The following is an 18780-nucleotide window of genomic DNA, read 5'->3' as shown; positions in this document are numbered from 1 at the left end:
CGAGAAAGCTTTCCAAAGGTTTTTTTCTTATGCTGTCCTATGCTATCATGTATAGAGTAGGAAGACTGCCGAATGGGGTGTATCCATTGTCCAAGCTTATTTTGATCGACGGGAACAGCATTGCCTACCGCGCTTTTTTTGCGCTGCCCCTGCTGAGCAATTCCAAGGGGCTGCACACGAACGCCGTCTACGGGTTCACCACCATGCTGCTCAAGCTGCTGGAGGAGCAGAAGCCAACGCACTTTCTGGTCGCATTCGACGCGGGGAAAGCGACGTTTCGACATAAAGATTACGCAGAGTACAAAGGCGGCCGCGAAAAAACGCCGCCGGAGCTATCCGAGCAGTTTCCGCTGCTCCGGGATCTGCTCGGATCGTTCGGCATCCGCCAGTTTGAGCTGGACGGCTACGAGGCCGACGACATTATCGGCACGCTGACGCGCGTTGCGGACGAGAAAGACGGCATCGAGGTCGTCGTCGTCACCGGGGACAAGGACATGCTGCAGCTTGCGAGCGGACAGGTGACCATCGCGCTGACGCGCAAGGGCATCAGCGAGGTCGAGCTGTTCGATCCGGCGCACATCGAAGAAACGTACGGTCTGAAGCCGCATCAGATCATCGATCTGAAAGGGCTGATGGGCGATACGTCCGACAACATTCCGGGCATCCCGGGTGTTGGGGAGAAGACGGCGCTTAAGCTGCTGCACGAATACGGCTCGGTCGAGAACGTGCTGGAGAACGCCTCGCGGATCAAAGGCAAGCTAGGAGAAAAGGTCGCTGAGAACGCCGACAGCGCCCGGATGAGCAAGGAGCTTGCGACAATTTTCCGGGAGGTGCCGGTCGATTTTTCGTGGGACGAGCTTGCGTACCGCGGATATGAGGAATCGGAGCTTGCCGAGATGTTCCGCAAGCTGGAATTTAAGTCGTTAATGGAGCGGCTGCAGCTGCCCGCTTCCGGCGCTGGAGCGGCAGGAGCAGCGGAGGCGGAGGAGACCGGTACGGAGCCGCCGGCGGTGCTGGTTACGGACGACAAGCTGGCTGAGCTGATCGCGGTTCTGCCGCATGTCCGAGCGCTGCATGTGGAAGCGGCGGGCGACAATCCGCATAACGCCGAGGTGATCGGCGTGTCCTTCTATAGCGAAGAAGAGGGCGTGGAGCCCGTTTGCTACTATGTGCCGGTGGGACGGCTTGAGCAGGAAAACGCCTCTGCGGTTCGGGAATGGCTCGCTTCGGAGGACAAGCAGGAGGTTTCCGTCTACGATCTGCACCGTGCCGTCATCGTGCTGTCTTGGCGCGGAATCGAGCTGGGCGGCATCGGCTTCGATGCGCTGCTCGCCGGCTATTTGCTCGATCCGACGGAATCGTCGCTGACGCTGGACGGCCTGACGTCCCGCTACGGACTGCGTCCGCTTCCGGCCGACGAGGAAGTATTCGGCAAGGGCGCGAAATTCAAGGTGCCCGAGGAAGACGTGCTGACCGCCTATTTGTGCCGCAAAGCCGCCGCGGTCCATCGGTTGGCGCCGAAACTGAAGGAAGCGCTCGAAGCGAGCGAAATGCATCCGTTGTTTTACGAGCTGGAGCTTCCGCTGGCGCTCGTGCTGGCTTCGATGGAGCGCAAAGGGATCAAAGTGGACGCGGAGGAGCTCAAAGCCTACGGCGCGGAGCTTGGGAACCAGCTTGAAGGCATCATGCAATCGATCTACGATGCGGCTGGAATTGAGTTTAACATCAACTCGCCGAAGCAACTGGGGGAAATTTTGTTCGAGAAGCTCGGTCTGCCGGTGATCAAGAAAACGAAAACCGGCTATTCGACCGACGCCGAAGTGCTGGAGAAGCTGGAGCCGTATCATCCGATGGTCGGTCATATTCTTCATTACCGGACGCTGGCGAAGCTGCAGTCGACTTACGTGGAAGGCCTGCTTAAGGAAGTGCGTCCTTCTACCGGGAAGGTGCATACGTACTATAAGCAGACGATCGCGGCGACCGGACGGCTCAGCAGCCAGTATCCGAACCTGCAGAACATTCCGATCCGGCTGGAGGAAGGCCGCAAAATCCGCAAGGTGTTTTTCCCTTCCGAGCCCGGCTGGAAAATCCTGACCGCCGACTACTCGCAGATCGAGCTGCGCGTGCTGGCGCACATTTCGCAGGACGAGAAGCTGATCGAAGCGTTCCGCGAAAATATGGACGTCCATACGAAAACGGCCATGGACGTGTTCGGCGTATCCGAAGCGGAAGTCGATTCGAACATGCGGCGTCAGGCCAAAGCGGTCAACTTCGGCATCGTGTACGGCATTAGCGATTACGGGTTGTCGCAAAACTTGAACATTACCCGTAAGGACGCGGCGAAGTTTATCGAGCAATATTTTGCCGTGTTTCAAGGGGTTCGCCAATATATGGACGATATCGTGAAGAAAGCCCGAGAGGACGGCTACGTTACGACGCTGCTGCAGCGCCGCCGCTACCTGCCGGAAATTAAAGCCTCGAACTTCAACCTCCGTTCGTTCGCCGAGCGCACCGCGATGAATACGCCGATTCAAGGAACGGCCGCGGATATTATCAAGCTGGCGATGGTCCAATTGGACAAGCGGATGAAGGAAGAGGGCGTGCGCAGCCGCATGCTGCTGCAGGTGCATGACGAACTGGTGTTCGAGGTGCCGGAAGACGAGATTGACTTGATGAAACGAATGGTCGCCGAAGTGATGGAATCGGCCCTGAAGCTCGACGTGCCGCTGAAGGTGGACGTCGATGCTGGGGAGAACTGGTACGAGGCGAAGTAATCCGCCGGACATCGTCCGGGCGGAATGGAGGAGGGGAAGACATCATGCCGGAATTGCCGGAGGTCGAAACGGTACGCCGTACGCTCAATCAATTAGTCATCGGCAAGAAGGTCGAGCGCGTGTCCGTCCTGCTGCCCCGCATTATTCAGCATCCGGACGACATCCAGGCGTTTGCCGTTATGCTTGAGGGAGAAACGATTCACTCGGTCGAGCGGCGGGGGAAGTTTTTGCGGTTCATGCTCGACCGGTATACGCTCGTCTCGCATCTGCGGATGGAGGGACGCTACGGGGTATACCGTTCGGACGAACCGATGGAAAAGCATACGCATGTCGTGTTTCATTTTACGGACGGCACGGAGCTGAGGTACAAGGACGTGCGGCAGTTCGGAACGATGCACGTCTATCCGAAGGATCGGGATTTGCTGGAGGCGCCGCTCAAGAAGCTCGGCCTTGAGCCGCTTGACGAGGCGTTTACGCCGGAAGCTTTCCGCGGGAAGATCGGAAAGCGCAAGACGAAGATCAAGCCGCTGCTGCTGAATCAGGAATACATTGTCGGCATCGGGAATATTTATGTGGATGAAGCGTTATTCCTGTCCGGTATTCATCCAGAGCGGGAGGCCCATACGCTGAGCGCGGCGGAAGCGGACAAGCTTCATGAAGCGATTGTAGAGACGCTCAAGGACGCCGTGGCGGCAGGCGGGTCGTCCATCAAGTCGTACGTCAACGGTCAAGGCGAGATCGGGATGTTCCAGCATCAGCTGAAAATGTACGGCCGCAAGGACGAGGCTTGTCTGACTTGCGGCACGGCGATTGTCAAGACGGTGGTAGCCGGGCGCGGCACCCACTATTGCCCGGTCTGCCAGCCGCTAAAGCGCAAGCGCGGAAAAAGGGAAGCGCTCGAAGGCTAACGGGTTCTCCCGGAACGGCAACACGCACCCTCCGCCCAGAACAGCCATATAGTATGGTGTGCAGTTACTGGTGAGGAGGGAACGTCATGTTGTCTGTCGTCTCGTTGCTTCTGCTTGCTTTTGCCGTCAGTCTGGACGGATTTGGGGTAGGCGTCACGTACGGTCTCCGCAAAATTAGGATTCCGCTCACTTCGATTGCGATCATCGCGGCTTGGTCGGGCGTTACCATTTACGCATCGATGCAGATCGGCGTCTGGACGAGCCGGTTTGTCGACCCGGCCGTGGCGAAAGATATCGGCGCCGTCATTCTGATGGGGATCGGCTTGTGGGCGCTGGTTCAGCTGATCCAGCAAAGACGGCAGGAATCGCAAGCGGGGCCGGCGAACGAGCCCCAGCCGCCAGTCCCCACGCCGGGACCGGCGACGGCCAAAGAAGTATTTTATCTTGAACTGAAACGGTTCGGTCTGGTCATTCAAATTCTGCGCACACCGTCCATGGCGGATGTGGACCGTTCCGGCAACATATCGGCTTACGAAGCGACGCTGCTGGGCCTGGCGCTCTCGCTGGACGCATTTGGAGCGGGGATCGGCGCCGCACTGCTCGGCTTCACGCCGTGGCTGACGGCGGCGGTCATTGCGCTGGCCAGCGGCACGTTTCTGGGAATCGGTCTGCAAATCGGATTGCGCTATGCGGAGCTGAAATGGATTCGCAAGCTGTCCGTTTTGCCCGGATTTGTCTTGATCCTGATGGGCATCATGAAACTGTTCTGACCATACAACAACAACATCATCTTGGATATAATAGGGGAATGACCATGAACATCGGATTAACCGGGGGGATTGCGTGCGGCAAAAGCACGGTAGCCGAGATGCTCGTCCGGCGCGGTGCGCTGCTGATCGATGCGGACCGGATTGCGAGAGAGGTCGTGGAGCCGGGCACCCCCGTTCTGGCTGAAGTGATCCGGCGGTTCGGAGACGATCTGCTGCTGCCGGACGGTTCTCTTCATCGTAAAAAACTGGGCGAGCGGGTCTTCGGCAATCGCGAAGCGCTTCGCGATCTAGAAAATCTGCTGCATCCTCCCATTCGCGCATTAATACGTGAGAGAATGCAGACCTACGCGGCGGAGCAGCCGGACAAGCTGGTCGTCGTCGACGTGCCGCTCCTGTACGAATCGGGGCAGCAGGCCATGTACGAGCAGGTGATGGTCGTCTACGTGCCGCGCGAAGTGCAGCTTCAGCGTCTGATGGCCCGGGACAGAATCACGGCGGAGCAGGCGGAGAAACGTCTGTTGTCCCAGATGCCGATCGAGGAGAAAAAAGGGCTCGCCGATTGGGTTATCGATAATTCGGGCACCCTAGAGGCAACGGAAAAGCAAGTTGAAGCTTTCTGGAACGAAAGGGGGCTATCATGAGCTTTTGGCGGAAAAAGCGGGTGTTCGCCTTGCTGCTGCTGACATTTGTTATCTTTTTGTTCTTAAGCAGCACCTATGTGGGACGCATGCTGTATCCGATCCGTTACGAACAGGAAATACGCCAAAACGCCGCAAAATACGATCTCGATCCTTTTCTTGTGGCCGCCGTCATTCGGGTGGAATCCAACTATTTGACGGAAACGGAGTCCAAGAAGGGCGCATACGGAATGATGCAGCTTATGCCGGATACGGCGAATTGGATTATCGACAAGGCGCGTTTTAATGAAGAATTCAAAACCAGACTTAACGACCCGGCAGTCAGTATCGAGCTGGGCTCATGGTATCTTAATTGGTTATTCAAGCAGTTTAACGGAAATCGAATAGCGGTTCTTGCGGGCTATAATGCAGGGCATGGCAAAGTCAGCCGCTGGCTCCAGGAGAACGAATGGGACGGAACGCTCCAGAATGCGGACCGTATTCCTTACGGGGAAACGAGACATTACATACAGCGTGTAATGTATTATTATAACAAGTATGTTAAATTGTATGGAGAAGAGTGGGGAGAGCGCGCCGCTTGACCTTACACGGCAAAGAAGTATCGGACAAGCTGCCTTGGACGGGAGCTTAAGCCCGATACTTCTTGCGTATTCTTCAAAACGTGTTATTATTTGAATTGACCGGCAAGAGACTGCTCGGCGATTTGCACCAGGCGACGCGTGATGTTACCACCGATCGCACCAGTATCACGAGTAGCCATGTGACCGAAGTAACCGTCCTGAGGGATCACGATACCCAGTTCCTGCGCTACTTCGTATTTCAGTTGATCCAACGCTGCATTCGCTTGAGGCACTACCAATTGATTGCTGCTGCGGGATTGACCTGCACCCATGTCTGTTCACCTCCTTGTCGTTGGTAGTCCTATTATGTGCGATTGCCCGGACTTCATGACAGGGAGCTATTGGGAAATAGGGGGAGGAAGAAACGATCGATGAAATGTCCATATTGCGATTATTCCGGCACGAAGGTATTGGATTCGCGTGCCGCCAACGAGAATAAATCGATCCGGCGCCGCCGCGAATGCGAGAAGTGTCAGAAGCGGTTCACGACCTTTGAGATGGTCGAGGAGACGCCGCTCATTGTCATTAAAAAGGACGGCAGCCGGGAGGAGTTCAACCGGGAAAAAATGCTGCGGGGCTTGATCCGCGCCTGTGAGAAACGTCCGGTATCCGTTGAACGGCTGGAGATGATCGTTTCCGAGGTGGAGAAGCAAATCCGCACGACGGCCCATGCCGAAGTAGACAGCCGCGAGATCGGGGAGATTGTCATGAGCGAGCTGTATCCCGTAGACGAGGTCGCTTATATCCGCTTCGCGTCGGTGTATCGTCAATTTAAAGACATCGATATGTTTATGAAAGAATTGACCGAGCTGCTCTCCAAGCATCAGGCCGGTGGAGAAACGACTAAGCTGTAGAGCGACGAAAGAAGCGAATGGCGAGGGGCCTTAGCTCAGCTGGGAGTCCCAGTAAGGCAAATATACTACCATCAACAATCATGGAAAGATTCATCAAAGCGAAATTCGCAGTATAGCCTACATACATTGCGGTATACTGTTAGCATAGATAAAGTAAGAGGCCAAAGGGCCTCTTTTTAATTTGACTTAAGCGGGATAGCCTTTGCTAAGGAAGGCCCAGTGAGGACAATAAAATCATCGAATTACCTGGGAGTAATAAAATAAATCTGAAACTTTATTATTTCCGAACACTATGGAGTCTCTTGGAAATTAAAAACAGCAATCCAATAATACCTGCTAGGAAAACATCGGTTACGTCTGGAAATCCTCCGTTTACTATCCCAGAAATAATTCCTCCTATAACAAGCGAGATAATCAACACTGCTACCTCCATTTGATTTCATCCTCCTGTATTAATAAAGGTAGGTACAATGACCTCCGATTAATGAGTACATCAGTATAATTATGGGGAGATAGAAAAAATGGCTATCAGAAAAAAATGATAGCCATTTTGTAATCGTATGAAGTACTAGAATAAATTATTAATAGTTAAATGACTTAGTTGCTCCACGAGAGTCGTTAGAAGCAGTTCCAGTAAATGATACACCAATTCCATAAAAAGTCAATCCAATAGTTCCATTAGCGCTAATAATGTGGTAATAGGTACCAGTAAGTGATGAACTCCCTCTCGGATAATTGGTCGCTTTACTTTCGATTCTAAAGAGACCTGAACTGATTTGTTCCTCTACATTTCTTGGCGGAACAAATTCATCACCTCTAAGATCAGCGTTAAATCCTACCCCATTTTCAGTTGCGTAAGTGAAGTTTCTTCCGGTTTGGAAAGTATTAAACGATGATTCGCCCCACCATCTAAATCTATCTTCGTAATATGCAGAGTTATCGACAATTCTAAAGAGATCCTTATCAAATGCAACTCCGTAAGGATCAGTTAAGCGCCAAAACGGCATTTTACGAGGTAGCCATTTAGCAGTTGCTACTACAGTAAGGACTTTTCTGGTTTTATTTGTCCGGGTTCCTGAAATGCCGTGTGTAACGTATTTTAACCCCTTAGACAAAATCTGTTTTTTTAAATCCGGACTCCACAGTGATATAAGTTCTTCAGGTGTACCCATCCTTTTAAGTTTAGCATCAAGATCTGTTTCAGCAAAAATGCTTGATGAGGGCATTATCAGTGTAAAAACAAACATTAAGGCAAGGATACTACGAAATAAATTTTTCAATTGACTGAACCTCCTTCGCAAGTTCAAATTGAACATATCGTCGGCCGATTGGATTGTTCAAACGTAATTTAACCATAATTATACAAAATATGGGATATGAATTGGTATCTATTTTTACTTCTCTCTTAACTGCAAAACTTAAAAGTAATGCCAGTAGTTACCAAAAATTAACTATACTTTGTAGAAGTTTATCGAATGATTATAGAGGCGATCAGTCAAGCCCTAACTACTTGTCATAGGATAATAGATTCGTTTGCTGATAGTGTATATGCTTCTTCAATTGGTACTAAACTTGAACAGAATTTAGAATAATATTTTGGGTTTAATAAGGATAACCTAAGTGAAAGGCCAAAGAGAGCCTCTTTTTATTTGCTGAAGCGGGAAATGTTTAAATTTAGATTCAATAGAAGCTTGCGAGCGGTAAAATTTAGAAAATAAAAAACTCATGGATAAACTCCATGAGGGGGGATGAATTTATTTTTCAGGGTTTCGGAACTCTAGGCAATACCATTTTTCCTATTCTGCTAACAGAATACTTTACAGAACTGTAACTTCTAAAATCGCCATCTCCTGTTGCCTCAAAATTATTCAGCCCTTCTTTGAAATTCCCTTTTATGTCCACATGACCTATTTCCTCGTTTTTTTCGTTAAAAAATTTTAAAACAGAATCGATATCGTCACTTCCGTATAACATTTCAAGTGATCCAGAGACTTTTGTTTTGTTTCCCTCCTCCTTGGTTAAGATTAAATTCCCTAAATTAACGCTATCACTGGTTGAGGTTATGTTCTTTATATCCAAAGTTCCCTTATTTTTTACATAAACTGTTCCAGTACTTTCTTCATACGCAACAGCACCGCCCATATTTTCAGCAACAAAACGGAGCGGAACATAGACGTGTCCCTCATAATTGAGAGTGATATATTCTTTTCCAAGCTCCTTTACTTGATCATTAAATTTATAAGTTACAGGAAACAATAGTGCACGTATTGAATCCGCTGCAAGTACACCAGTGGTCAATCCAGACAACACACCCATCGTTGTTAGCACAATAATAAATTTTTTCTTGTTCATAAATTCGCCTCCACACAGTCATTATTATAAAATTGAGAAATGGCTATAGGCTTGGAATAACCCACACTTCCAAGCCTATAGCTTTAGTTAGTAAACCATGATTACATTATGGCAGATTGAGATTAATATCGACAGAATAATCATAATCATAGCTGTTAGTATTCACATAGATGCACCTTTTTTCGTCGTCGGTTCTTTTCTTATCTCTATGTGTTGTAAGATCTGAAGTCCAAAGTCGAGTTTCATTATTATTATATAAGTAAGTGTTTTGGAATCGTCCGCCGCGTAAATAAGAACCATCATTCAGTCCATGATAATATTTCAAAGCAAGGGAAAAGCCCGTTGCCATTTCAACACCGTTACCAGATGGGTCAAAATTCTTTCCTCCCATCCAATAATAAATGGACGTAATAGGATGATAGCTTTGTCCATCGTACGCAGCAATTTCAACTGTATCCCAAGCGGACACTTTAAAAATAATAAAGACATTTGATGTGTTAATTGGATCTTTAGAGTTGACCCAAAGACCATTACCGCCATTGATGCAGAGCCGCCACTGATTATCCTCGTAAAATAAGCCTAAATCGGCTCCACCAGTATAGCCACCTTGTCCGTTAGACATAAAAATTCCATTGAGTACATAAGGAATGACGCCACTTTTGTATGTTGACTTTACTTGGGGGAGCGTCACTAATGCACTAACTTTTGAGTAACCCAATTTAGCATCAACATTGTACATAGGCCCCTCATTGATATTATATCCGGAAGTGTGAGCGCCAGAACTACTATCTAACTTATGGCTATTAGGAACAGGGATCTTATTCCCGTTCTCAAGCGTAACCTCCCCATTGATAACCTTTGCAACATATTGTGTGGAATTGTCATTTTGTCCAGCGCTAAGAAGGTTTTTCATTTTTACACTTGTTTCAGCGCTTTTAATTAACCCATTTGTAAAATTAGCAATTTGAGTTTTGGACAAATGATCAATCTGACTAGCCAAAACATCGACATCACCTCCTAGCCGTTGAATAGTTTCATCGGATACCCCATGTGATTTGAGCTTTTCGACGTCTGAGCTGTACTTTGAATTGTGCTTGGTGGTTGTTTGTAGAGACACAGGGGCTAACTCGTTTGTTTGTAATGACGGTTTTTGAAGCGTTTCGGCAAATGCGCTACCCATAATAGAAAAAACAAGTACAGCAGAGGCCACAGATGTTAACAGGACTTTTTTGACTTTCATTGCTTTCGCTCCTTTAGGGAAGTAGTTTTGAACAATTTGTCGCGACCTCATCGTTCGAACATAATTTATCACAATAACACAAAATATAGGATAGGAATTGGCATCTATTTTTATTTCTCTCTTAACTGCAAAACTTAAAAGTAATGACTGTCATTACCAAAAATTAACTATACCTTGTAGAAGTTTATCGAATCGTTGTATCTAATGTAAGAATTAGGCGATTATGAATTAATCGTAAAATGAAACATGTTTTGCTATAATTAACCATGTATAATATTGAATAAAAGGAAGGTATCATATTATATGGTGGATATTAAATGTAAAACCATCTCAGATATCATCTTCCAGTTTAGAAAAGAGAAGAACTTGACATACGCAGAACTTGAGGAACTAACGGGTGTGGGTATCACAGTTCTCCATAAAATAGAAACTGGAGCAACAAAGCGACCAGAGTTTAAGACATTGAAGGCCATAGCCACAGCATTACCATCACATTATACAGAAATTGTGAAATGTTATATTGAGGAAGAAGATCGAGTTGAGCCATTGTTTGAAATATTGCGAGAGGTAATTTCCCTGAAAAATGACTTAGCCCCTGTGGTAGCTTTGCGGTTACTTCAATCACCTCAAAGGAGCACAGAAGATTCTTTGCAACGATTATTTTATTTTACGGAATCGATATCCGATGATCCGCTCAGGGCATCCCTTTATACAGTTATTGTTCAATATTCCAGAGAACGCGGTGTGCCGTATTACGTAGCCAAAGGGCTGCTACAAAAGTATTTAATTGAGAGGAACGATTTGAGACGGCTAGAGGAAACATTCCTATTGGGTCAAGAAATAACCTATTATGTTGATTTTTTATCGACTGAAGAGAAGATCACGTTTTATTTTAGAATGGCTTTGCATGCGCATAACATCAAAAAATACAATGAATGTATAAAACTTTGTGAAGAAGGGCTTCCCCTTGAAAAAAAGGATACAGAACTAAAAGCAAGGGTATATCTGTCAATGATTAACTCATTATTGAGGCTTAGAAACTATGATGCGGTTGAGAAGCATTTGGACATTTTCGAAAAGATGGAGAATGAGCATGTTGTCATACCATCTCTACATATCCGAGCTTTAATAAAAGCAAGAAAAAAAGAGTACGACGTAGCTATTCCCATCCTTCGAAAGTATTTGGATGAATTTAGTCGGGACGATAGGTTGCATATAGCCGATGAACTACTAGAAATATACTTTGAAATTGGTGATTTGGAATCATTCGCGGAGATTTTGGAGAAAGAAGATGAGTTTTTACCAGAACAGCCAAAAACACCACAAAAATATATGGCTCTTGGAAAGTATTATCGTCATAAAGGGGTCTATCAGCTCTGCATTGGATTAATTGACGAAGGAATACAAAGTTTTGTTAATAGCCTCCAGGCGTTTGAGAAAGTTGGTGCTTTTCAAAAGAGAGATGAATGTATTAACGTTCTATTATCAATATTATCTATAGTCGGAACTAAGGACGACTCGTTCAAAACCATGATCAAAAAAATAGCAAAAACTTTCCAGTTGGATGTCACCTATGAAAACACTTGACTCCGAATTGTAAAGGTTATTTTCTCGAAAATTTTTGGACATTATCTTTAACGTAAACATATACCAATTTATTGAAACAGGCATATTCGCCTGTTTTTTTATGTTTTTTTCTTTAAATTCTAAAAAATCCATTTTAAAGGGAAAACCAATATACTTTTCTTAAGGTTTAATAGAGGCCCTTGAAATTATTAGTTACTGGAAGGGAGGTTTAGGTTTAGTTACTCAATATGGACGATGAAGAGTTGCAAATAGAGATGATGACTATCCTTAGACAAATGGAAGAAGCTGTACAACAAGGAGAGAGTTTGACTTGTGATCATATCGTTCATTTAAGTCAAGAGTTAGATAAGTACATTTTAATCGCTCAAACTAGGAAGATGAGGTGTTTAAATTAGAGCCGTTTTTTATGACAATTAATTCATATTGTTTATGGGAAATTTTCATTTTGAGGTGCGTTGATGCAAGAGGGTATAAGAACTGGAATTGTCAGGATGGTAGATAAGTTCGGGAGAATTTCAATCCCTACGGAGGTTAGGCGTGTTTTGAATCTTGATCCCAATGTTATGACAGAGTATTACTATGATGACGAAAGAAAAGCGATTATGGTTTATAGATATCACGGCAAAGAATGTTTGTTTTGCTCAAACAAGGAACAAACCATTTACTTCAAAAAATTTTATATTTGTATGCCCTGTATTCAAAGCCTTCCGGCGCTTCAAGTTTTTTTGGAGCGGGTAGAATGTGAGCGTGCTAAAGAGGTAAAAAGAACACTTTCAAAAAAGAAAAAAACTACTAACAGAAGAAAAGAAGCATTGGAGCGTCTGCATAAAGCGATTAAGGAAAACCCGAAAGCCTCACAAAAAGAGTTAGCCAAAATCTTAGGATTTTCAGAGGCATGGGTCAGTAAACTGATTAGGAACCTGTAGATACATAAATGTGCCAATTCCTGAACATACCAAAAGTTTCAATATGATATAATTAAAGGAGGCGGATTTTCATCCTCCTTTTTTGGTTTTGAATATGGAGAGTAACTTCTTTGAATTACACTACCAGTCAGTTTACTTGTTGCTGCGATAATTTTTTTGTTTAACAAAATAGGGGCACTAGTTGGATGCTTAGTGCCCTTTTATTTTCAGAAAAATACAACTTTAGTTCATTTGATTGACAAGTCCCTTAGGGCTGTGCTATTATCAATTTTGTCGCCGCTGAAATTAATAAAAGCAACAAAAGAAACAAATAGCGAGGGGCCTTAGCTCAGCTGGGAGTCCCATTAAGTCGAATGTACTACCATCAGCAATTATGGAAAAATTCATCAAAGCGAAATTCGCAGTATAGTTTACATACATTTGAATATACTGTTATAGATAAAGTAAGGGGCCAAAGGGCCTCTTTTTTATTTGCAGAAGCGGGATAACATAAGCTTAGGTTAACAAAGACAAACTGTGTTTTTATCCTCAAAAAACAAAAAACTCATGGAGTCAGTTTCATCCATGAGGGTAATCAAATCTAGGGTCATTGAATGTTTATTTCATTCCTTTCATTAGCTAGTGATTACCTGCACCCGGCTGATATTTATAGGATCGGTATTCTCCTTTGCAAAAAATACTAACTGACTTTGGTCTAATTCATAGATCAAATAATAACCATCGTAGGCTTCATCCCAGAATTCTTTGTTCGGTTTTCCTAATGCTAATTTTACATCTTCCGCCGTCATCTGTATATCAAGGGACTCTACTGGCACAGAAATTTTATTAACGATTGCTTCTGGCTTCAAGACATTTAGACCATTCGCACATGAATCGTAATTAAAATAAAAGTTCGCCTTAGTTTTGGGATGATCGTGAGAATACGTCCAGCACTCCTCATTGCTTATCTCTTTAGGCTCCCCATACACTTCAACAACTTTTGAGTAAGTAGATTTTAACGGGACCTCCATACCTTTCATTTGACCCTTAATTGCCGCTTCTTTTATAGCTACTATCGACTGAGAATTTGATTTATCGTTGTGCTCCCTCGAATCGTTTTGTGCATTACAACCAATTAATACCCACATGAACGCTATCAATAAGAACATCCTTATTCCCACAATAAGCCACCTCCATAAGTATTATTCCATAAATAACAAGATAAAGATAGTTAGTATTATTATACCAACTATCTTTATCTTATAGGGGGAGAGACAGCAAAACGCGAAAATCGTACGCTAACAATTTTGTTGCATTTTGATCCAGCCGTGAACGGCTAAATTGTGTTGCGTTAGAGGGCATGGTTCGGCTTGAATACATGGTCTAATACAACACAATTGACTTTGTGCTGCATCCCTTAGCGTACGGAAAAGCGGCAATTTTGCTGGCTTCATCTCCTTTAGCGTACGTTTTCCGCGTTTTGTTGGTGGGAACCCCTACAATGAAGGCCACATGGGAGCTAATCCGAGATACCTCCATATCGATCAGCGCTCGTATGCAGCAATGGTTTATAGACAGCAAAAAGGATAAAAATGCCATCGTCAGTTTTTGAATTTCAATTCCGTTATGGAAGTGAAGGCCACGCACCCTATCTTTCTGCTGCACGCTTTCTTCAAGGTTCGTGTTACAATACTTAGTGAGGAGTGATGTTTTATGAAAACACCCAACGAAAAAGAAATTAAGAATGATACTGATGAGATACCTTCCTTTAACTCGGTGACTGAGCACTACAGAACCATTATGGGAACGCCAACCAATAAAGTTGATATGAAAACGATGCCGCGTGTTCTACGTCTTTTCGGTTATGTTGTTTTTGCAATAGGGGCAATATGTGCAATCTTATTTATTATCATGTATGCTTTGCAATTTCTTTAAAAATAAAATCCCCTTACAGTTGAAAGGAGTTTTCAAACTGCAAGGGGATTTTATTTAATTATTCAGTGCATTTTTATTGACGGTTACTTTCCCCTTAGAACTCTCAAGAAGACTCTTTTGGAAGACTCCAAAGCTTGCACCGTCTTTTTCAATTTTTCCTTCTGCAACCAGTTTATCAAACAATTTGCCCGTCAACAGCGCTTTTTCGTATTCTTTTTTGGTTTCTTTGCTTTTCCAGAATTCATCTTCGGATAAACCAGTGATTCGGATTCGATGCTTCATAATTTCACGCACTGTTTCATTATTTTCTCCCGTAATAGAAGGATCATTTAGCAAAGTCCTTTCCTGTTGGATCACTGCGTCTACTTCTTGAGGGCTAACTTGAAGTCCCAATTTTTTCGCGTGATTCACAGTTAGTTCCTTTAACACCATTTCATCAATCAGGGCATCATCCGAAATGGAGGATGGTGCAATCTTATTGTTTTGGAGCTTGTTAATCATATCCATATTGCTTTTGTAAAAGATAAAGTCTTGTCTGGAAATTTGAAAATCTTCACCCTGAACTAAAGGAGTAGTGGAAGCCAAATTTTTGCTGTTTTTTTCTTGTTCAAGTTTTGCTTTCAGATCATCAAAGCTTGAACTAATGATCCCTGTCTTGGACATGGATACACTAGAAGCGTTAGAAGCAGTAGAAGCGAATGCAGAGCCGATTAGTAACAAAGATAAGCAAGCTCCGCCCATCACCACGGTTAGCTTTTTTATTTTCATTTTGCATACCCTACTTTCCAAGGATTTTTTAATGAGAAACAGTGAACGAATCCCTTACAGACCCACCACCAAAACATTTATTCAAGGAAGGAGAGATATATCCCTCATTGTCAACGTTTACGCTATAGTTTGTCGTCAAGGAAGTCCTCCATCCACTTGCACTGTTTTTGCCAAAGATAAACGTCCCAGGGGAGACCCAGTAACTAGACTGTTCCGTTAGGCTAACGGAAGAACCGTTAAAATTGGTGTTGTTTCTAACGTCCAATCTACTGTTGCAGCTACTAATTCCATGGGAACTGTCCGATCTAACGCTCGCATCAGACTTAGTATACGTATTTTGATACATATTTGCTCCGACATAAGTGCTTGTATAGTCCAAAACGGAACTTGTAAAGGCGCTTACACTAAAAGTAACTCCTCCATTGGGGCCATATTGGAAAATAACCCCGCTTGTCTCGTGCCTATCAATTTCAGCAAATGCGGCGTTTGGTAAGGCCATTGCTAAAGATAAGCAAGAAATCATTGCTAAAGACTTTGCTTTTTTCATGGTACATCCTCCAATTATTTTTTTTGCACAAGAATTATTACCAGCGGCATCTAGGCAAAATCGGTGGTTCGACAATTACTACGACTCTTACATTCTCGGACTTCTTTTGTTCATACCACATCCTAACAAAAGTTATTGATGGAATATTATCCCTAATCTTTGACGTTCAAAGAACACGAAATGTTGCATCTAAATTTCAAATTTGGTTTACTCTGCGAAAAAATAGGCGCTCGCGTAACAGTTTCTCAATTTGCTCCTCGGTATAGCCGAGCTTGGCCAATCTTCGGTGGACAAACCCAGCACCAGATGATGCCCTGTAGACCGCGTCATGTAAATCCTTAATGCCGTAAAGCTTTTCATAGATTGCACCGATCCGGGCAAGGTATTGAATGCGTTCCTGACTTTCCCCGACCAATAACTTTTCGTACTGCATCACCCACACACCTTCAGCTTCAGCTTAGAAGAAGACTTTTGAGCCATCAGAAACCGATCTAAACGCTGGCTGAGCCGCACCACCTCCCTCATCGGAAAACGAGCTTTTTTCCACTTTTTGTTTTGAAATTGTGTTTGGTTCTTGGTGTGACTCGGCAGATGCGTTACCAGTTGAAGGAAAACCGAGTACGGTAGAGGCCACAGATGTTAACAGGACTTTTTTTGATTATCGTTGCTTTCGCTCCTTTTAGGAATAGCTGAACAATTTGTCGCGACCTCATCGTTCAAACATAATTTATCATAATGATATAAAATATGGGATAGGAATAGGTGGCTATTTTTGTTTTGATAGTTTCCTCTAAATGTTCAAGTAAATACATATATTACCATATAAAGGCTGAATTTTGTAGAATTTCATCGAATAGTTGTGCTTCGTGTAAGAATTAAGGGGATTTTGTAAGAATCAATAAATTGTAAGACAGAACATACTTTGCTATAATTAACCAGTGTAAAATTTTAGTTAAAGGGAAGGTATGTATTATGGTGGATATTAAGCATCAGAATAACGCCATCGCAGATTTCATCTTCCAACTTAGAAAAGAGAGAAACTTGTCTTTCGCTGACCTTGAAGAACTTACAGGGGTTAGCAGAGGAGTTCTTCATAAGATTGAAATTGGAGAAACGAAACATCCAGAATACAAGACAGTGAAGGCGATTTCCCCAGTACTACTCGTTCCATATTTTCAAGTCATTGAAGGCTACATTGAAAATGAAAATCGAGTCGATACTTTGTTAGAAATTCTAGCTGACATTATTACCCGCGAAGAAACCTGTAGCCTTGCACCCAAGGTAGCATTACGTTTACTTGAATCTCCAAACAAGGGGACGGAAGTTTCTTTAGAACGATTGTTTAATTTTACACAATCAATGAAGAATGATTCCCTGAAAGTGGCACTATTTGAGGTTATTATTCAATATTCCAGAGGACATGGCGTTATGGTCTATCTGGCTAAAGGAATGTTACAGAAATATTTAATAGAGCGGCTTGATTTTAAACGGCTGGAACAAACGTATCAAAAAGGGCAAGAGATACTATATTACACGGATTTTTTGTCCAGAGAGGAAAAAATAACTTTTTATTTTAGAATGAGCTTACATGCTCATAATACAAAGAAATATAAGGACTGTATTAAACTTTGCAATGAAGGCATTAATTTAGAAAATAGAGACACTGAGCTAAAAGCTAGAGCTTATCTGGCTATGATTAATTCATACTCACACTTAAAGCATTATGATACGGTAGAAAGATATCTGGACGTATTTGAACGGTTTGAGTACGATTTTGTTGCCGAAGCAGCTAAAATTACTCGTGCCATAACCAAAGCAAGAAAAAAAGAATATGATATTGCCGTTCCGCTGCTGCGAAGCTACATGAATGAACTAAGCAGCAAATACAAAATAAGCGTTGCAACCGAGCTTATTGAAATTTATCTGCAAACCAAAGATATGAAATCGATTGCCGAATTGCTGGAAAGAGAACGAGAGTTTTTGCCTAAAAATCCCGAAAGTCCGCATACAAACTATGGCATTGGAGTGTATTACCGTCAAAAAGGGGCATATCAACTTGAAATTGGAACGGTTTACGAGGGGATACAAAGCTTCGTTCTTAGTATGCACGCTTTTGGAAAAATTAATGAAACTAAAGAAAGAGAGGTGTGCATGAATCAAATTTTCACCTATTTTTTGAAATCAAATAAACAATTGGATTTACAGTATGTACGTATGCTGAAAGAGGTGTATAATATATATTAATGATGCCAAATTAAACCAATAATTTGGAGGTGAGTGATATGAAGAAGCTCGTTTTGATGGCAGTTCTATCTTTCATCCTTATTGGAACTATTCCTAATTTTCCTCCAGAACCATACCCCGGTACTGTTTTCCAAAATGTGGATGTTGATCCCGGACATTAAAAAGAAATACTTGAAGAGCTTGAACATTCATTCAGTTTCATAATAGTGCTTATAAAACGCCCGGACCTAGTGTTCGGGTTTTTTGTATTTAACTTATTTTTCCTGTATCAGCAATTATCTAAAAGCAAAAAATTGCCATACAGTGCAGTATACTCAAGTCAGTAAATCAAACTAAACAGTAAAAGGAGGGGTTTACATGACGCATCAAGTATCTGGAGAGGAGGCTCCCACGCAGCATACAATTGATCATCTAAATGATCAAACATTGCAGAATACAATGAAAATCATCCTAAACCAAATGGAAGAGGCAGTAAAGCAAGGCGAAAGCTTAACGAGTGAATATATGGTCCAACTGAGCCAACAATTAGATACATACGTTTTAATTGCTCAAATTCGAAAAATGCGATGTGTGAGCTAGAAATTATTGTTTGAGGTGTGTTTATGCAAGAGGATAGAAGAACTGGAATAGTTAGAATG

At 43.9% G+C, this 18780-nt stretch carries 21 protein-coding genes; 12 read left to right on the top strand and 9 right to left on the bottom strand.

Annotated features, from left to right (window positions below; all coding sequences use genetic code 11):
- Positions 1-86: 86 nt before the first annotated feature.
- The 5 genes from polA to NI000_RS02640 all read left to right on the top strand — a co-directional run bounded on the left by polA (position 87) and on the right by NI000_RS02640 (position 5671).
- Positions 87-2774, top strand: coding sequence for a DNA polymerase I (gene polA / locus NI000_RS02660; RefSeq protein WP_253408379.1), 2688 nt, complete (start codon positions 87-89; stop codon positions 2772-2774).
- 44 nt (positions 2775-2818) lie between these two features.
- The gene (gene mutM / locus NI000_RS02655) at positions 2819-3682 is read left to right on the top strand and encodes a DNA-formamidopyrimidine glycosylase (protein ID WP_253407467.1); all 864 of its coding nucleotides are present in this window, start codon (positions 2819-2821) and stop codon (positions 3680-3682) included.
- 86 nt (positions 3683-3768) lie between these two features.
- Entirely contained in the window at positions 3769-4452 is a 684-nt protein-coding gene (gene ytaF / locus NI000_RS02650; RefSeq protein WP_253407465.1) for a sporulation membrane protein YtaF, read from the top strand.
- A 44-nt stretch (positions 4453-4496) separates the two neighbouring features.
- Positions 4497-5093 carry a dephospho-CoA kinase gene (gene coaE / locus NI000_RS02645; RefSeq protein ID WP_253407463.1) on the top strand — a complete coding sequence of 199 codons (597 nt, stop codon included), beginning with the start codon at positions 4497-4499 and terminating at the stop codon, positions 5091-5093.
- Complete coding sequence (locus NI000_RS02640) at positions 5090-5671, top strand: lytic transglycosylase domain-containing protein (protein WP_253407461.1); 582 nt, start codon at positions 5090-5092, stop codon at positions 5669-5671. Before coaE ends, NI000_RS02640 begins: the two co-directional genes overlap by 4 nt.
- Positions 5672-5757: 86 nt before the next feature.
- On the opposite strand, the gene NI000_RS02635 is transcribed toward NI000_RS02640, so the two are convergent.
- Positions 5758-5982: an alpha/beta-type small acid-soluble spore protein gene (locus tag NI000_RS02635; RefSeq protein ID WP_036682129.1), complete on the bottom strand. Its 225-nt coding sequence runs from the start codon at positions 5980-5982 to the stop codon at positions 5758-5760.
- A gap of 99 nt (positions 5983-6081) precedes the next feature.
- Between NI000_RS02635 and nrdR the strand changes: the two genes are divergently transcribed.
- A complete protein-coding gene (nrdR, locus tag NI000_RS02630) occupies positions 6082-6564 on the top strand; it encodes a transcriptional regulator NrdR (protein ID WP_253407459.1) in 483 nt (160 codons plus the stop codon).
- Between the two features lie 277 nt (positions 6565-6841).
- On the opposite strand, the gene NI000_RS02625 is transcribed toward nrdR, so the two are convergent.
- The 4 genes from NI000_RS02625 to NI000_RS02610 all read right to left on the bottom strand — a co-directional run bounded on the left by NI000_RS02625 (position 6842) and on the right by NI000_RS02610 (position 10156).
- Entirely contained in the window at positions 6842-6997 is a 156-nt protein-coding gene (locus NI000_RS02625) for a hypothetical protein (protein WP_253407457.1), read from the bottom strand.
- A 148-nt stretch (positions 6998-7145) separates the two neighbouring features.
- A complete protein-coding gene (locus NI000_RS02620; protein WP_253407455.1) occupies positions 7146-7844 on the bottom strand; it encodes a hypothetical protein in 699 nt (232 codons plus the stop codon).
- 481 nt (positions 7845-8325) lie between these two features.
- Positions 8326-8916, bottom strand: coding sequence for a stalk domain-containing protein (locus NI000_RS02615; protein WP_253407453.1), 591 nt, complete (start codon positions 8914-8916; stop codon positions 8326-8328).
- A gap of 106 nt (positions 8917-9022) precedes the next feature.
- On the bottom strand, positions 9023-10156 hold the full coding sequence (locus NI000_RS02610; protein WP_253407452.1) for a hypothetical protein: 1134 nt from the start codon (positions 10154-10156) through the stop codon (positions 9023-9025).
- Positions 10157-10459: 303 nt separating this feature from the next.
- On the opposite strand from NI000_RS02610, the gene NI000_RS02605 reads away from it, so the two are divergent.
- Both NI000_RS02605 and NI000_RS02595 read left to right on the top strand, forming a co-directional pair.
- Positions 10460-11743: a helix-turn-helix domain-containing protein gene (locus tag NI000_RS02605; protein WP_253407450.1), complete on the top strand. Its 1284-nt coding sequence runs from the start codon at positions 10460-10462 to the stop codon at positions 11741-11743.
- A gap of 542 nt (positions 11744-12285) precedes the next feature.
- Positions 12286-12669: a winged helix-turn-helix domain-containing protein gene (locus NI000_RS02595; protein WP_309247866.1), complete on the top strand. Its 384-nt coding sequence runs from the start codon at positions 12286-12288 to the stop codon at positions 12667-12669.
- A 614-nt stretch (positions 12670-13283) separates the two neighbouring features.
- Here NI000_RS02595 and NI000_RS02590 read toward each other — a convergent pair.
- The gene (locus NI000_RS02590) at positions 13284-13796 is read right to left on the bottom strand and encodes a hypothetical protein (RefSeq protein WP_253407447.1); all 513 of its coding nucleotides are present in this window, start codon (positions 13794-13796) and stop codon (positions 13284-13286) included.
- A 565-nt stretch (positions 13797-14361) separates the two neighbouring features.
- Between NI000_RS02590 and NI000_RS02585 the strand changes: the two genes are divergently transcribed.
- Positions 14362-14583, top strand: a complete 222-nt coding sequence (locus NI000_RS02585; protein WP_253407445.1) for a hypothetical protein — start codon at positions 14362-14364, stop codon at positions 14581-14583.
- Positions 14584-14637: 54 nt separating this feature from the next.
- Here the strand turns inward: NI000_RS02585 and NI000_RS02580 are convergent, their stop codons facing one another.
- The 3 genes from NI000_RS02580 to NI000_RS02570 all read right to left on the bottom strand — a co-directional run bounded on the left by NI000_RS02580 (position 14638) and on the right by NI000_RS02570 (position 16331).
- Positions 14638-15351: a hypothetical protein gene (locus NI000_RS02580; RefSeq protein WP_253407443.1), complete on the bottom strand. Its 714-nt coding sequence runs from the start codon at positions 15349-15351 to the stop codon at positions 14638-14640.
- 28 nt (positions 15352-15379) lie between these two features.
- Positions 15380-15898: a hypothetical protein gene (locus tag NI000_RS02575; protein WP_253407441.1), complete on the bottom strand. Its 519-nt coding sequence runs from the start codon at positions 15896-15898 to the stop codon at positions 15380-15382.
- A gap of 196 nt (positions 15899-16094) precedes the next feature.
- Positions 16095-16331 carry a hypothetical protein gene (locus NI000_RS02570; protein WP_253407439.1) on the bottom strand — a complete coding sequence of 79 codons (237 nt, stop codon included), beginning with the start codon at positions 16329-16331 and terminating at the stop codon, positions 16095-16097.
- A gap of 539 nt (positions 16332-16870) precedes the next feature.
- Here NI000_RS02570 and NI000_RS02565 point away from each other — a divergent pair.
- The 3 genes from NI000_RS02565 to NI000_RS02560 all read left to right on the top strand — a co-directional run bounded on the left by NI000_RS02565 (position 16871) and on the right by NI000_RS02560 (position 18721).
- Positions 16871-18142 carry a helix-turn-helix domain-containing protein gene (locus tag NI000_RS02565; protein WP_253407437.1) on the top strand — a complete coding sequence of 424 codons (1272 nt, stop codon included), beginning with the start codon at positions 16871-16873 and terminating at the stop codon, positions 18140-18142.
- Between the two features lie 38 nt (positions 18143-18180).
- On the top strand, positions 18181-18303 hold the full coding sequence (locus tag NI000_RS36675; protein WP_301292306.1) for a hypothetical protein: 123 nt from the start codon (positions 18181-18183) through the stop codon (positions 18301-18303).
- A gap of 196 nt (positions 18304-18499) precedes the next feature.
- Complete coding sequence (locus NI000_RS02560) at positions 18500-18721, top strand: Spo0E family sporulation regulatory protein-aspartic acid phosphatase (RefSeq protein WP_253407435.1); 222 nt, start codon at positions 18500-18502, stop codon at positions 18719-18721.
- Positions 18722-18780 lie beyond the last annotated feature (59 nt).

Source organism: Paenibacillus tyrphae (genome assembly GCF_024158745.1).
Classification (GTDB): domain Bacteria; phylum Bacillota; class Bacilli; order Paenibacillales; family NBRC-103111; genus Paenibacillus_G; species Paenibacillus_G tyrfis_A.
The sequence above is the reverse complement of the archived record's forward strand: the minus strand, read 5'-3'. Positions and strand labels throughout refer to the sequence as shown.

Excerpts from the sequence above, each read along its gene's own strand:
- mutM (WP_253407467.1), top strand. The coding sequence starts at position 2,819 with ATGCCGGAATTGCCGGAGGTCGAAACGGTACGCCGTACGCTCAATCAA.
- ytaF (WP_253407465.1), top strand. The coding sequence starts at position 3,769 with ATGTTGTCTGTCGTCTCGTTGCTTCTGCTTGCTTTTGCCGTCAGTCTG.
- coaE (WP_253407463.1), top strand. The coding sequence starts at position 4,497 with ATGAACATCGGATTAACCGGGGGGATTGCGTGCGGCAAAAGCACGGTA.
- NI000_RS02640 (WP_253407461.1), top strand. The coding sequence starts at position 5,090 with ATGAGCTTTTGGCGGAAAAAGCGGGTGTTCGCCTTGCTGCTGCTGACA.
- NI000_RS02635 (WP_036682129.1), bottom strand. The coding sequence starts at position 5,982 with ATGGGTGCAGGTCAATCCCGCAGCAGCAATCAATTGGTAGTGCCTCAA.
- nrdR (WP_253407459.1), top strand. The coding sequence starts at position 6,082 with ATGAAATGTCCATATTGCGATTATTCCGGCACGAAGGTATTGGATTCG.
- NI000_RS02625 (WP_253407457.1), bottom strand. The coding sequence starts at position 6,997 with ATGGAGGTAGCAGTGTTGATTATCTCGCTTGTTATAGGAGGAATTATT.
- NI000_RS02615 (WP_253407453.1), bottom strand. The coding sequence starts at position 8,916 with ATGAACAAGAAAAAATTTATTATTGTGCTAACAACGATGGGTGTGTTG.
- NI000_RS02610 (WP_253407452.1), bottom strand. The coding sequence starts at position 10,156 with ATGAAAGTCAAAAAAGTCCTGTTAACATCTGTGGCCTCTGCTGTACTT.
- NI000_RS02605 (WP_253407450.1), top strand. The coding sequence starts at position 10,460 with ATGGTGGATATTAAATGTAAAACCATCTCAGATATCATCTTCCAGTTT.
- NI000_RS02590 (WP_253407447.1), bottom strand. The coding sequence starts at position 13,796 with ATGTGGGTATTAATTGGTTGTAATGCACAAAACGATTCGAGGGAGCAC.
- NI000_RS02585 (WP_253407445.1), top strand. The coding sequence starts at position 14,362 with ATGAAAACACCCAACGAAAAAGAAATTAAGAATGATACTGATGAGATA.
- NI000_RS02580 (WP_253407443.1), bottom strand. The coding sequence starts at position 15,351 with ATGAAAATAAAAAAGCTAACCGTGGTGATGGGCGGAGCTTGCTTATCT.
- NI000_RS02575 (WP_253407441.1), bottom strand. The coding sequence starts at position 15,898 with ATGAAAAAAGCAAAGTCTTTAGCAATGATTTCTTGCTTATCTTTAGCA.
- NI000_RS02570 (WP_253407439.1), bottom strand. The coding sequence starts at position 16,331 with ATGCAGTACGAAAAGTTATTGGTCGGGGAAAGTCAGGAACGCATTCAA.
- NI000_RS02565 (WP_253407437.1), top strand. The coding sequence starts at position 16,871 with ATGGTGGATATTAAGCATCAGAATAACGCCATCGCAGATTTCATCTTC.
- NI000_RS36675 (WP_301292306.1), top strand. The coding sequence starts at position 18,181 with ATGAAGAAGCTCGTTTTGATGGCAGTTCTATCTTTCATCCTTATTGGA.
- NI000_RS02560 (WP_253407435.1), top strand. The coding sequence starts at position 18,500 with ATGACGCATCAAGTATCTGGAGAGGAGGCTCCCACGCAGCATACAATT.